Origin of the sequence: Aeromonas rivuli, from assembly GCF_000820045.1 — a bacterium.
GTDB classification, from domain to species: domain Bacteria; phylum Pseudomonadota; class Gammaproteobacteria; order Enterobacterales; family Aeromonadaceae; genus Aeromonas; species Aeromonas rivuli.
Genome location: NZ_CDBJ01000032.1, coordinates 31,402 through 44,391 on the forward strand (window position 1 = coordinate 31,402; position 12,990 = coordinate 44,391).

Sequence of the window (12,990 nt, forward strand, 5' to 3'; positions counted from 1 at the left end):
CCATGACGACTGCCGTGGTTGAGATCAAAGATCTCGCATTCGCCTGGCCGGGTCAGGATGCCGTACTCGAACTGCCCTCTCTACGGATAGAACAGGGGGAGCGTGTCTTCATCAAGGGCCCCTCAGGTTCGGGAAAATCGACCCTGCTTGGCCTGCTGGCGGGGATCCAGATAGCCAACCAGGGCAGACTCGAGGTGCTGGGCCAGCCATTGGCCCAGCTCTCAGGTCGGGCGCGGGATCGCTTCCGCGCCGACCATTTGGGTTATATCTTCCAACAATTCAATTTGTTGCCTTTTTTGAGCGTGCTGGACAATGTCACCACAGCACTCACTTTCTCGCCACAGAAGCGCGCCAGACTCCAGGGTTCGCCCGAACAAGAGGCGCGTCGCCTGCTCGGTGAACTGCAACTGCCCGGCGATGCCCTGACGCGACCTGTCCATGCCCTGAGCATCGGCCAGCAGCAGCGGGTTGCCGCCGCTCGCGCCCTGATCGGCTCACCCCAGCTGGTGATCGCCGACGAACCCACCTCGGCGCTCGATACCGACAACAGGGCCGCCTTCATCCGCCTGTTATTCGAGGAGTGCGACAAGCAGGGCAGCACCCTCATCTTCGTCAGTCACGATCCCCATCTCGAACCCCTGTTTCCCCGAGTGGAAGATCTGCATCAGCTCAATCGGAGGGCCTCATGCTAAAACTTGCCCTGCAAAGTCTCTGGGCCCGGCGGCTGACTGCCGGTCTCACCCTGCTGGCGGTCGCCATCAGCGTCACCCTGCTGCTTGGCGTGGAACGGGTGCGGATGCAGGCTCGCGAGAGCTTCGCCAATACCGTTTCGGGCACGGATCTCATCGTCGGCGCCCGCTCCGGCCAGGTTAACCTGCTGCTCTACTCGGTATTTCGGATCGGCAATCCCACCAATAATGTCGGCTGGGACTCCTACCAGGCCATCAAGGACAGGCCCGGCATCGCCTGGACCATCCCCCTCTCCCTCGGCGACTCCCACAAGGGGTTCCGGGTATTGGGCACCAATGGCGACTACTTTAAGCACCTCAAATACGGTCGCCAGCAAGCCCTGGTGATGCGGGAGGGGCGCCCCTTCCAGACTCCGTTCGAGGCCGTGCTCGGCGCCCAGGTGGCGGCCAAACTCGGCTACCACCTGGGCCAGTCCATCGTCATCGCCCATGGCGCCGGCAATACCTCGTTCAGCCAGCATGACAACCTGCCCTTCACCGTCGTGGGCATACTGGCGCCGACGGGTACCCCCATCGATCGCACCGTGCATGTGCCGCTGGCGGGCATAGAGGCGATCCATCTGGGCTGGGACACGGGTCGTCACAGCAAGAATGTCACCGCCGATCAGGCGCTGGAGCAGGATCTCACCCCCAAGACCATCACCGCCTTCATGGTGGGGCTGAGCAACCGCATCCTGGCATTCCAGCTGCAGCGCGCCATCAACACCTACCCGAGCGAGCCGCTGATGGCGATCCTGCCTGGGGCAGCCCTGCAGGAGCTGTGGGCCATGATGAGCGTGGCCGAGACGGCGCTCTCCGTCATCGCCGCCTTCGTGGTGGTTGCCGGGCTCATCGGCATGCTCACTACCTTGCTGGCCGGGCTCAACGAACGGCGCCGCGAGCTCGCCATACTGAGATCCCTTGGCGCAGGCCCGGGGCACCTGTTTACCCTGCTGACCATGGAGGCCATGGCCCTGACCAGCTTAGGGATAGTGCTTGGCGTCGCCGCCCTCTATCTGGGCCAGGGGCTTGCCTCGCCCTGGCTGCTCAGCCACTATGGCCTGCAACTTGGCCTGGCACTGCCAAGCGCCTATGAGTGGCAACTACTGGGGCTGGTCTGGCTGGCGGGGGTGGTCATAGGCCTGCTGCCTGCCGCCCGTGCCTATCGCTACAGCCTGAGCGACGGCATGAGCATCCGCGTGTGAAGAATCGAGAAGGACAGAAGATGATGTTGAGACTCATGGTCATGTTGGCAAGCCTGCTGGTGTTGCCAGCCCAGGCCGCCGAACCATTCAAGACCCTGGATTGGGATGCCCTGCTGCCGCCGGGCCAAAGCGTGCTGCCGCCCCCGCCAGTGCCTCACGATGGCGACATGAGCTCGGTGCCGCAGCCTGTCGGGGAGGTCAACCAGGCACTGGACGGCCAGGAGATCCGCCTGCCCGGCTTCGTGGTGCCACTGGAAGGGGATGCCAAGAAGGTCACCGCCTTCCTGCTGGTGCCCTATTTTGGCGCCTGTATTCATGTGCCGCCCCCGCCCACCAACCAGGTGGTCTATGTCAGCTATCCCAAAGGCGCCCCCGTGGATGACCTCTGGGATGCAATCTGGGTCAAGGGCAAGATCAAGACGGTGAGCACCAGCCAGGATATGGCCAACACCGGCTACAGCATGGAGGCGGTCGAGGTTGCCGTCTACGAGGAGTAATCCAGGGAATATGCTGTCGAGACGGATCTGAATCCTCGACCATCACCATCAACCAATAGTCACCAACGCGGCCCCTCCGGGGCCGTTTTGCTAACTGAGTCCCAACCTGTCGCACGGGGGTATTACCGGTCGGGGCAACTAGAGTAACATCTGACCCCAGTCCCCCTGTGCATGGAGCCGCCATGGCCGATCTGCCCCCACCCAAGAAAGAGAGTGCCATCCTCAGCAGCCAGGAGCAGACCCTGCGCCTGGCCCGCAGCCGGGGCATAGACGGCATGCTGACCCGCAACACAGACAGCACCTTCGAGCAGAGGGCCAGTTTTCGCCAACTCGCGGATCAGGCGGCTCGCCAGCGCAATCTGGAAGCCATCATGGTGATGGCGTCACGCCACTGCGAAGAAACCGCCGCCGGCGGCGAGATGGACAGCGACTGGCTGACCCGTTTCCTGCAACTGGCCGAGGACATCAGCATGGTGCCCATGCAGCAGTTGTGGGGCCGCATCTTCGCCATCGAGGTCGCCACACCGGGCCGCTTTTCAATACGTGCCCTGGCCACCCTCAAGGAGATGACCCAGCGCGAGGCCATGCTGTTTCAGCGAGTCTGCGCGCTCTCCTGCCACTATGCGGGCAGCGATGAGCAGCGTCTGCTGCTGGGCCTTCACAAGGGCGCCAGCCTGCTCACCCGCGCCAAGGTGACCCGCCTTGGCCTTGGCAAATACCGGCTCCCCTATGGCGCCCTGTTGCAGCTCTTTGAACTCGGCCTGTTGCACAGGGGGGAGCTGGAATCCGGCCCCCTGCCCGCCGACGGGGTGGAACTGGCGTTTGGCAACCAGCAGTGGCGCCTGCAACGTAAGCAGGCCAACATCACCCTGCTCTACTACCGCCTGACGCCTGTGGGCAATGAACTGGCCCAGCTGCTGACGGAAGCGCCGCTTGAGGAGTACCTGCAAGATCTGAAAACCGTGCTCGGTCAGGGGCTCACCATGGAGGTGAGCGTCACCACAGCCCCGACCCAGGAAAACGAAGGGGTCTGATGGCCCCTTCTTAAGAGCTCGACCAAGCGCCTCGCCGCTTGCTGTGGCTGCGCTCAACATGGCGACGGCCCCGATGTCACCTCCCTGATTTCCCCCTGCTCTGATGCACGTTCAGTGTTGAGATGCCCCATCACCACCCCGTTATGGATTACTTTCTTGATCTTGCTCAGAAAGCTATCACCTCCTGCTTCCCTAACCAGCTCCGTTCGGTAACATGACCATCAGAGCCCCCTCTCGTCGGAGTCAACCATGAACCAGACCAGAGCCACACCACAGGGAAAGAGCAGCAAACTGGAGGCTGGAATTCAGGGGCGGTAGCGTGTTTCTTGCCGGTTGGTTCACAGCGCAGCGACGCCCAACAGACGAGCATGATCACGTCAACCAGAGCAGGATAAAGATGGATTGGGCCGAGCGATAAACACATTTTCCCATACATTTCGCGGTAAACCTTGGACTTCACTTCGTTCAGCACCGACCTACGATGTTTAGCCCAACATACGAGATAAATTTTCTTATATGGAGTACGGTATTAACTACTTAGCACACCCTCCATATGATGACTTAAATAGAAAACATTATTTTTCATTACATCACATATCATATTTATCTGAATTTTATCCTTAGCAACCCTTGGGGTACCATGGAAACAACTAGCTTTATTTCTACAAAAGTGGCGACTAAATTATTAAAGGCTTTAACTAGCGTATTAAAAAACAACATTGACAATAGAAACAGCGAATTAATTAGAATTAATGATATTTTTGGCGATTGTCAAGAACTTGCTAAGTTTTATATTCAACCTGACTGTCAACAGGTTAACCCTGCAGATGAGCTTGAGGATGAAACCATATCATCAATAAGAGCTGGCATTTTTGAAACTATAAACAAATTTTTTAATCGAGATATATTAACTAGAGATGGCGCTAGTCAGATGTTTATCCTCGCTGATGCTGGTATGGGGAAAACGTCCTTGTTGATGATGATCAAGCTTAGCCATTTAATGGCTTTCTGGCCAAAAAGTTACCAATGTAAACTGCTTAAATTAGGAAGCACAACCTTAAGTGACATTAGTCAAATAGAAAACAAAACTCAAACTGTTCTCTTATTGGATTCGTTGGATGAAGATACTCAGTGCAAGCAAGGTGGTACAATTAATCGATTAACTAGGATACTTGAAGCAACTAGTTGTTTTTACCGTGTTATAATTACTTGCCGCACACAGTTTTTTCCTGAAACGGCAGAATCTGCATTCAATACTATGGGTAAGATATCTTTCAATAATTATGATTGCCCGTTAGTTTATCTTTCTTTATTTACAGATGAACAGGTGGATGCATATTTGGAAAAGCGTTACCCCAGAAATTTTAAATTCATATTTAATAAATTTAAAAACCCAAAATTACATGACGCCAAACAATCGATAAAAAATATAGGCTCACTTCAATTCAGACCTTTTTTATTGTCACATATAGAAACCTTGTTGGAAAGTCACCGACAGGGAGCAACCGAGTATGAATTATATAAAGGTTTAGTAGACACATGGTTAAATCGTGAAGTCATCAAGTTAAGAACACATCACAATAAACGCCTTAATAAGGAGGACTTGCTTAAAGCTTGTGTCTGGTTAGCTGAAACGATGCAGCGACAAGGCACTCATACCGTAGCTTTAAAGCATATCCAGCAATTATGTCATCGTGAATCTCATATTATTTTATTAAATGATCCAGCTGAGCGAGTCATTGAGGGGATCGACCATATAGATATTGGTACAAACTCACTACTAAATAGAAACTCATACGGTGAATTTAGATTTTCGCATTTAAGCATTAGAGAGTTTCTGATCGTTTATGGCGTTGAACTTGGTGTTCTTACCGATAAAGGAGACCCATTTAATAAGACTGACAATATTCTTAAATTCATTAAGACTGTAAATCAATACAAAGTAGGATTATTCTTCAATGAAAAAAATGGATATTTATTAACAGGATTAAAGCTTTTAGATAACAATCAACTAACAAGCTTAAATTTAAAACATGCATCTTTAGAATACAGTGATTTAAAGAAAGCATCATTTAATCATTTAAATTTGGAAGGAGCTAACCTTCAAGGGGCAAACTTGGATGAAGCCAACTTAAAAGGAGCAAATCTAAAAAGAGCTAATCTTCAAGGGGCAAGTTTGCGAGGGGCCAACTTGCAAGGTGCAAACTTAGATAAGGCAAATTTACAAGGTGCTTGTTTTAATGGCGCAATTCTTGATGATGCAAGTTTTAATAACGCTATCCTCATTGATGCACAATTAACAACCTTAACTCCAGCTATACATAACCAGAATAATACCAGCCTAAGGAATGTGAACTTCCAAATGGCAGACTTAAGTAAAGCAAACTTAGAGGGCTCCGATTTAACTGAAGCACATTTAACAGATGCCAAGCTTCATAATTCACTACTTTCTCGAGCAAATTTAAGAAATGCTCGACTTAATGGCGCTGACTTTAAGGGCTCATTTTTCATTGAAGCCAACCTTGAGAATGCCGACCTTACCCAATCAGATCTTGGGGGGGTTGATTTTACAAATGCAAATTTACAAGATGCCAAACTGACTGGTAGCGATCTAACTCAAGCTCGCTTGACTGGCTCTAATATAACTGATGGTCAACGAAATTCGGCAATTTTTAGAAAATATGAAAATGAAAAGAAACATGAAATAACGCTGTGACAACTTTTTCTTTTTATTTTTCAGCCCGAAGGTTCGAATAGCACAGCGTATTCGGAAAATCGCGAATAACCCAGCCACAGCATAAGCAAGGATCGGAAGATCCCTTGCGGGGTTATATCGGCAGCCTCGAGATAGATCAAGACTCGCAGGCGGAGCGGGCAAAGATGGCCTGTGCCCTTGCTACCCACGCCTGCACTCTATTTGCTACTTACGGCTTGCTGCCAGAGTGATTACCCGGTTGCCGGGATAACAATCCGGCAGCATTTGTAAGACGGCGCAACTCCACAACTACAGGTAGTTCCCCTGCCGCAGGGCGGTCAGCAACTCCTCCACCAGCACTTCCACCGGCTTGCCGGCGTTCAGTAGATGGATCTCCGGCTGCTCCGGTGCCTCGTAGGCGGAGTCGATACCGGTGAAATTGCGAATTTCCCCGGCACGCGCCTTCTTGTAGAGCCCCTTGGGGTCGCGCTCTTCACACACACTAAGCGGCGCATCGACAAATACCTCGACAAACTCGTCGGCGCCGAGCAGATTGCGCACCAGCGCCCGCTCGGCCCGGAACGGTGAGATAAAGGCGGTGAGCACGATGAGGCCCGCATCCACCATGAGTTTCGCCACCTCGCCGACCCGGCGGATATTCTCCTGACGGGCGGCATCATCGAAACCAAGATCCCCACACAGGCCGTGGCGCACATTGTCCCCATCCAGCAGATAGGTGTGCTTGCCATCGGCGGCCAGCGCCTGTTCCAGGGCCCCCGCCAGGGTGGATTTTCCCGCCCCGGACAGGCCGGTAAACCAGATGACTTGCGGCTTTTGCCCCTTCAATTCAGAGCGGCTCTGCTTGCTGACGGCATGGTCGTGCCACACGATATTGCTCATCTAAAACTCCTTGTTTGGCATTGACGCTGCCACGCTGAAACTCTTCTGACTTCCCGCAACCAAGCCTCTGCCCATCAATGGGCGGCTTGCCGCTGCCCACTGCTGCGCATCTCAATGCCTTGCATCGCTTCCCATGATCCTGCCGGTATCACCCGCCCCCATCAAAACGGAAACAGCAGGGGCACCATGATGATCACCCCGATGCTGTAGGCCAGGGAGACCGGCAGGGCCAGCTTGAGGTAGTCCGGCATCTTGTAGTTGCCCGCCGCATAGACCATCAGATTGGTCTGATAGCCATAGGGCAATATAAAGCTGGAACTGGCACCAAACAGCACCGCCAGGATGAACGGCATGGTGGAAACATCCATGCTGAGCGCCAGCTGATAGCCCATGGGGAAGGCCAGGGCAGCGGCGGCGTTGTTGCTCATCAACTCGGTCAGCACCAGAGTGAAGAAGTAGATGCCGATAAAGGCGATGATGGGGCTGACACCATTGAACTCCCCCATCAAGGCGTCGGCAATCAACTTGGCCAGACCACTGCTCTCCAGCTGATCGGCGATGGCGAGCGCGCCCCCCACCACCAGCCAGATATCCAGCGGAAAGCGGCGGCGGATCTCGTCCAGGGTCAGGATACGGGTGAACAGCAGCGCCACCAGCATCAGCAACAGTCCCTTGAACAGGGGCACTAGATCCAGCACCGACAGCGCCAGCACTCCGAGAAAGCCCAGCACCACGGCGGCGCTGCGCTTGCCATCGAGCCGGGTGGAGGCTTCCAGTCCGCTCACCACCACAAACTCCCGGGAGAGGGACTTGTTGCTGGCAAACTTGGGGCCGGGGGCCAACAGCAGGGTATCGCCGGCATGCAATTCAATCTGGCCCAGACCGCCGGTGAGCTGAGTCTCGCCCCGGCGTACCGCCAGCACCACCGCATCGAAGTGGGTGCGAAACTCCGCATCCTTGATGGACTGCCCCACCAGCCGCGAGCTGTGGCTGACGATCACCTCCACCAGATGCTGGCCGTTGAGCCGGTGCTGGCCATAGAGTTCCAGCCCCTTGAGCTCTTGCAACACGCCGACGCTCTCCACGTCGCCGCAAAACAGCAACATGTCCCCCTCGTGCAGCTCGTGCTCCGGCTGCACCGGGCAGATCACCTGATCCCCGCGAATGATTTCGGCCAGATAGAGGCTCTTGAGGCTGCGCAGCCCATTCTCCTTGACGCTGCGCCCGGCCAGGGGCGAGCCTGCGCCCACCTTGGCCTCGAGAAAATAGCCAGATTCCCGGCTCATCTCGGTATCCTGCTCCGGCAGATAGCGGGCAAACAGCAGCACGGCGATAAGGCCGGTCAGCAGGGTCCCCGCTCCCACCATAAAGAAGTCGAACATGCCAAGGGGCTCGGCCCCCATCTTGATGAGGAAGCTGTTGACGATGAGGTTAGTGGAGGTGCCGATCAGGGTCAGTACGCCACCGAAGGTCGCCGCGAAGCACATCGGCAGCAGCAAGCGGGAGGGTGCATGGTTGGGATTGCGTTTGACCGCCCCCAGCATGGAGGCCACCACCGCCGTGTTGTTGACGAAGGCCGACAGGAAAGCCGTGGAGAACCACAGCTTCACCAGCACCTTGTTGAACGACCCCGTGCCCACCAGATTGGCGAACCAGCTCATGACCCGGGTCTTCTCCACCGCGAGCGACACCAGCAGCAGCAACACCAGGGTCAGCAAGGCACTGTTGGTGTAACCCGCCACCACGGCGTTGATGTCCGCCAGCCCGCTCAGATAGGTGATGAGCACGGCGCCCGAGAAGAGCAGCGCCGGGCGGAGTTTACCCTGGATCAACAGGACAATGAGGGCAGCCAGCAGACCCAGCACCAGGGATTGTTGCCAGGTCATGGACTTACTCCTTGCCGTTGGCGATGGTCAGCGCCTGCCAGTGCGGGAAGTGCTTGCGTACCAGGGCATTGAATTCAACTTCAAACTCGCTGTACTGGCCTGCCACCGCTTTTGCGGCCAGTCCTTCCACTATCATGCCTGCGCCGACGGTGACGTTGGTCAACCGGTCAATGAGGATGAAGCTGCCGGTGTCGCGGATATCCGTGTAGGGGTCGAACGCCACCGGGTCGGTCAGGCTCAGCTCGCACAGGCCGATCTCATTGAGCTTGAGCTCGGAAGCCGCCAGCTCGTCGAGCTTGTTGATCTCGATGCGGTGGCGCACGACCTCGACCTGACCCCGAGTCTTCTTGGTGGCCAGCTTGATGTCGTAGACCCGGCCCGGCTGCAGGGACTCCTCCCCCATCCAGACGATGTGGGCCAGCACGTTCTGGGTCACCCGGGGCTGCCTCGCGGCATCCACCAGCAGGTCGCCGCGACTGATGTCTATTTCATCGGCAAAGGTGACTGTGATGGCCTGACCCGGCAGGGCATATTCCAGATCGCCGTCGAAGGTGACGATGCGCTTCACAGTGCTCTGCTTGCCGGATGGCAACACCGCCAAGGTGTCGCCGACTCGCAGGATGCCGGAGGCCAGGGTACCCGCGAAGCCGCGAAAATCGAGGTTGGGACGGCTGACATACTGCACCGGCAGGCGCACCGGGTGGCGTTCCAGCTCGCGCTCCACCTCGGCGCTCTCCAGCAAGGAGAGCAGGGTCTCGCCCTGATACCAGGCCAGCTTGTCGCTCGCATTGACCACGTTGTCCCCGTCCAGGGCGGAGACCGGCACTAGCTGAATAGAATCCACAGCGAGCTTCTTGGCGAATTCGCGGTAATCGCTACTGATGCGATCGAACACCTCCTGGCTGAACTCCACCAGATCCATCTTGTTGACCGCCACCACGAACTGCTTGATGCCGAGCAGGCTGGCGATAAAGCTGTGGCGACGGGTCTGATCCAGCACCCCCTTGCGGGCGTCGATCAGGATGATGGCCAGATCGCAGGTGGAGGCACCGGTCGCCATGTTGCGGGTGTACTGCTCGTGGCCCGGGGTATCCGAGATGATGAACTTGCGCTTGGCGGTGGAGAAATAGCGATAGGCGACGTCTATGGTGATGCCCTGCTCGCGCTCCGCCTGCAAACCATCCACCAGCAGCGCCAGATCGAGTTTCTCGCCTGTGGTGCCGAGCTTCTGGCTGTCGGACTCCAGGGCTTTGAGCTGATCTTCATAGATCTGCTGGGAGTCATGCAGCAGGCGACCGATGAGGGTGCTCTTGCCGTCGTCCACGCTGCCGCAGGTGAGAAAGCGCAGCAGGCTCTTGTGTTGCTGGGCGTGCAAGTAGGCTTCAATGCCCTGTTCGCTGATGGCGGTCTGAATATGGTTGTTCATGATGCGATTCCTTAGAAATATCCCTGACGCTTCTTCTGCTCCATGGAGCCGGCCTGATCGTGGTCAATCAATCGTCCCTGCCGCTCGCTCGAGGTGGTGAGCAGCATCTCCTCGATGATCTCCGGCAAGGTGGTGGCATCGGACTCGATGGCACCGGTCAGCGGGTAGCAACCCAGGGTGCGGAAGCGCACCAGCTCCTGCTTCACCTCGTCATCCGGGCCTATGGGCATGCGCTCGTCATCCACCATGATCTTGATGCCACTGCGCTCCACCACGGGGCGCATGGCGGCAAAGTAGAGCGGCACTATGTCGATGTTCTCGAGATAGATGTATTGCCAGATGTCCAGCTCGGTCCAGTTGGAGAGCGGGAAGACCCGGATGCTCTCCCCCTTGTTGACCTGGCTGTTGTAGACCCGCCACAGCTCCGGCCGCTGGTTTTTCGGATCCCAGCGGTGGGACTTGTCACGGAAGGAGTAGACCCGCTCCTTGGCCCGGGATTTCTCTTCGTCCCGGCGCGCACCACCGAAGGCGGCATCGAAACCGTACTTGTTGAGCGCCTGCTTGAGCCCCTCGGTCTTCATGATGTCGGTGTGCTTGCCGCTGCCGTGCACGAAGGGGTTGATGTCCATGGCCAGGCCATCCGGGTTCTTGTGGACGATGAGATCCAGCCCGTACTTCTTGGCGGTCTCGTCCCGGAACTTGATCATCTCCTTGAACTTCCAGTTGGTGTCCACGTGCAGCAAGGGGAAGGGGATCTTGCCCGGATAGAAGGCCTTGCGGGCCAGGTGCAGCATGACGGAGGAGTCCTTGCCGATGGAGTACATCATCACCGGGTTTTCAAATTCGGCAGCCACCTCGCGGATGATATGGATGCTCTCGGCTTCCAGTTGCTGCAAATGAGTCAATCTTTCACGGTCCATGTCGGGTCCTCTGGTCTGGCTAACGCGCTTGGTCAGAGCGCGGTTCGGGTTCAGTTCGATAAGGCTCGCGCCTCACCGGCAAATCAAATCGGGTCTGTCAGGGTCAGGCCAGGCTGACCAGTTTCAGATCGTTGCCACTTGGCTCATCGTTTGTCTCTGCACTTTTCTCACCACTTTTCTCGCCAAACCAGGCGAGTCGGTCGCGCAGTGACACCACCTCGCCGATGACGATGAGGGAGGGGCTTGCCGCCCGCTGAGCCAAGCAGGCCAACTCCCCCAGGGTGCCGGTCAACACCTTCTGCCGGGCCTGGGTGCCGCGCTCTATGATGGCGATCGGCGTCTGAGCCTTGCGGCCATGGTCAATCAGCTGCTGCTGAATGTGTTCGGAGCGCATCAGCCCCATGTAAATCACCAGGGTCTGGTTGGTGGCCGCGAGCTGCTGCCAGTCGGGCTCCTGGCCCGCTTTCTGGCAGTGACCGGTGATGAAGACGGCGCTCTGGGCATGGTCGCGGTGAGTGAGCGGTATGCCCGCATAGGCGGTGGCGCCGGCGGCTGCCGTGATGCCGGGCACCACGGAGAAAGGGATCCCCTCGTCTGCCAGCACTTCCAGCTCCTCGCCGCCGCGACCGAACATGAAGGGATCGCCACCCTTGAGCCGCACCACCCGGTTGCCCGCCTTGGCGTATTGCACCAGCAGGCGATTGGTCTCCTCCTGGGGCACGCTGTGATCGCCCGCCTTCTTGCCCACCGAGATCAGGGTGGCATCACGGCGCACCAGATCCAGGATCTCGGGGGAGACCAGCTGGTCGTAGAGCACCACTTCCGCCTGCTGGATCTGCTGCAAGCCCTTGAGGGTGAGCAGGCCAGGATCGCCGGGGCCGGCACCGACCAGCACCACCTCGCCCAGCTCCCGCTGCGCCTTGTCCAGCCCCTCATTGAGCCAAGCCTCGGCACTTTGCCAATCCTGCTTCTCGATAAGCCCCGCCAGGGCATTGGAGGCGAAGGCCCGCTCCCAGAAGCGGCGGCGATCCGAGAGTGACCCAAGCAGCTGCTTGGCACGCTCACGCACTCGGCCAGAGAGCTCGGCCAAGCCACCCAGATGGCGGGGCAGCAGGCTCTCGAGCCGCTCGCGCAACAGACGCACCAGCACCGGGGCCTTGCCGCCGCTGGAGACGGCCACCATGATGGGAGACCTGTCTATGATGGAGGGGAAGATGAAGCTGGAGCGGGCGGGGTCATCGACCACATTGACGAACAGACCCAGCTCGGTGGCGCTCTCATAGACGAGGACGTTGACCTCGTTATCGTCGGTGGCGGCCACCACCAGCAGTTGCCCCGCAAGATGGGCGGGCTCAAACCGCACTGGCAGATGGTTGAAACGGCCCGCCAGTTCATCAAATTCAGTGGCGAGAAGAGGGGAAACCAGCGTCACTCTGGCACCCGCGGCCAGCAGCAGGCGCGCCTTGCGCAGGGCAACCTCGCCCCCACCCACCAGCAGTACCGGGCGGCCTTCCAACTTGGCAAACATAGGTAAGTAATCCATCTCGACGCATCCCTCAATACTGCTTAACTCAGGGGACTATAGGCAGGCTTACTTATCCCTCAAAATAATAAAAAATGCTTTTTAAGACGTTTTGGTAATTAAAACGACAGCTGGGCGAGTCAGAATAAACCTAAGCTTGTGGTGTTTCAGGCGAAG

The 12,990-nt window shown here is 57.0% G+C and carries 10 protein-coding genes; 5 read left to right on the plus strand and 5 right to left on the minus strand.

What is annotated here, in order from left to right; genetic code table 11:
- Nucleotides 1-2 precede the first annotated feature (2 nt).
- The 5 genes from BN1130_RS07145 (at nt 3) to BN1130_RS21595 (ending at nt 6,180) form a co-directional block, all read left to right on the plus strand.
- Nucleotides 3-692: an ABC transporter ATP-binding protein gene (locus BN1130_RS07145; protein WP_042041109.1), complete on the plus strand. Its 690-nt coding sequence runs from the start codon at nt 3-5 to the stop codon at nt 690-692.
- Nucleotides 686-1,933, plus strand: a complete 1,248-nt coding sequence (locus BN1130_RS07150; protein WP_042041110.1) for an ABC transporter permease — start codon at nt 686-688, stop codon at nt 1,931-1,933. The genes BN1130_RS07145 and BN1130_RS07150 overlap by 7 nt, the downstream gene beginning before the upstream one ends.
- Nucleotides 1,934-1,956: 23 nt before the next feature.
- The gene (locus tag BN1130_RS07155) at nt 1,957-2,430 is read left to right on the plus strand and encodes a DUF3299 domain-containing protein (RefSeq protein WP_005901309.1); all 474 of its coding nucleotides are present in this window, start codon (nt 1,957-1,959) and stop codon (nt 2,428-2,430) included.
- 182 nt (nt 2,431-2,612) lie between these two features.
- On the plus strand, nt 2,613-3,464 hold the full coding sequence (locus BN1130_RS07160; protein WP_042041111.1) for a TIGR03899 family protein: 852 nt from the start codon (nt 2,613-2,615) through the stop codon (nt 3,462-3,464).
- Nucleotides 3,465-4,104: 640 nt separating this feature from the next.
- The gene (locus BN1130_RS21595) at nt 4,105-6,180 is read left to right on the plus strand and encodes a pentapeptide repeat-containing protein (RefSeq protein ID WP_042041112.1); all 2,076 of its coding nucleotides are present in this window, start codon (nt 4,105-4,107) and stop codon (nt 6,178-6,180) included.
- A gap of 288 nt (nt 6,181-6,468) precedes the next feature.
- Here BN1130_RS21595 and cysC read toward each other — a convergent pair whose 3' ends face one another.
- From cysC to cysG, 5 genes are all read right to left on the minus strand, one after another.
- Nucleotides 6,469-7,059 (minus strand): adenylyl-sulfate kinase, encoded by a 591-nt coding sequence (gene cysC / locus BN1130_RS07170; protein WP_042041114.1) that lies wholly within the window; start codon nt 7,057-7,059, stop codon nt 6,469-6,471.
- 161 nt (nt 7,060-7,220) lie between these two features.
- Entirely contained in the window at nt 7,221-8,945 is a 1,725-nt protein-coding gene (locus tag BN1130_RS07175; RefSeq protein ID WP_042041115.1) for an SLC13 family permease, read from the minus strand.
- 4 nt (nt 8,946-8,949) lie between these two features.
- Nucleotides 8,950-10,371, minus strand: coding sequence for a sulfate adenylyltransferase subunit CysN (cysN, locus tag BN1130_RS07180; protein ID WP_042041116.1), 1,422 nt, complete (start codon nt 10,369-10,371; stop codon nt 8,950-8,952).
- A gap of 11 nt (nt 10,372-10,382) precedes the next feature.
- Nucleotides 10,383-11,327, minus strand: coding sequence for a sulfate adenylyltransferase subunit CysD (gene cysD, locus BN1130_RS07185; RefSeq protein ID WP_224432938.1), 945 nt, complete (start codon nt 11,325-11,327; stop codon nt 10,383-10,385).
- Nucleotides 11,328-11,394: 67 nt separating this feature from the next.
- Nucleotides 11,395-12,834 carry a siroheme synthase CysG gene (gene cysG, locus BN1130_RS07190; RefSeq protein WP_042041118.1) on the minus strand — a complete coding sequence of 480 codons (1,440 nt, stop codon included), beginning with the start codon at nt 12,832-12,834 and terminating at the stop codon, nt 11,395-11,397.
- Nucleotides 12,835-12,990 lie beyond the last annotated feature (156 nt).

Coding starts and splice junctions, on each gene's coding strand:
- BN1130_RS07145 (WP_042041109.1), top strand. CDS start 3: ATGACGACTGCCGTGGTTGAGATCAAAGATCTCGCATTCGCCTGGCCG.
- BN1130_RS07150 (WP_042041110.1), top strand. CDS start 686: ATGCTAAAACTTGCCCTGCAAAGTCTCTGGGCCCGGCGGCTGACTGCC.
- BN1130_RS07155 (WP_005901309.1), top strand. CDS start 1,957: ATGTTGAGACTCATGGTCATGTTGGCAAGCCTGCTGGTGTTGCCAGCC.
- BN1130_RS07160 (WP_042041111.1), top strand. CDS start 2,613: ATGGCCGATCTGCCCCCACCCAAGAAAGAGAGTGCCATCCTCAGCAGC.
- BN1130_RS21595 (WP_042041112.1), top strand. CDS start 4,105: ATGGAAACAACTAGCTTTATTTCTACAAAAGTGGCGACTAAATTATTA.
- cysC (WP_042041114.1), bottom strand. CDS start 7,059: ATGAGCAATATCGTGTGGCACGACCATGCCGTCAGCAAGCAGAGCCGC.
- BN1130_RS07175 (WP_042041115.1), bottom strand. CDS start 8,945: ATGACCTGGCAACAATCCCTGGTGCTGGGTCTGCTGGCTGCCCTCATT.
- cysN (WP_042041116.1), bottom strand. CDS start 10,371: ATGAACAACCATATTCAGACCGCCATCAGCGAACAGGGCATTGAAGCC.
- cysG (WP_042041118.1), bottom strand. CDS start 12,834: ATGGATTACTTACCTATGTTTGCCAAGTTGGAAGGCCGCCCGGTACTG.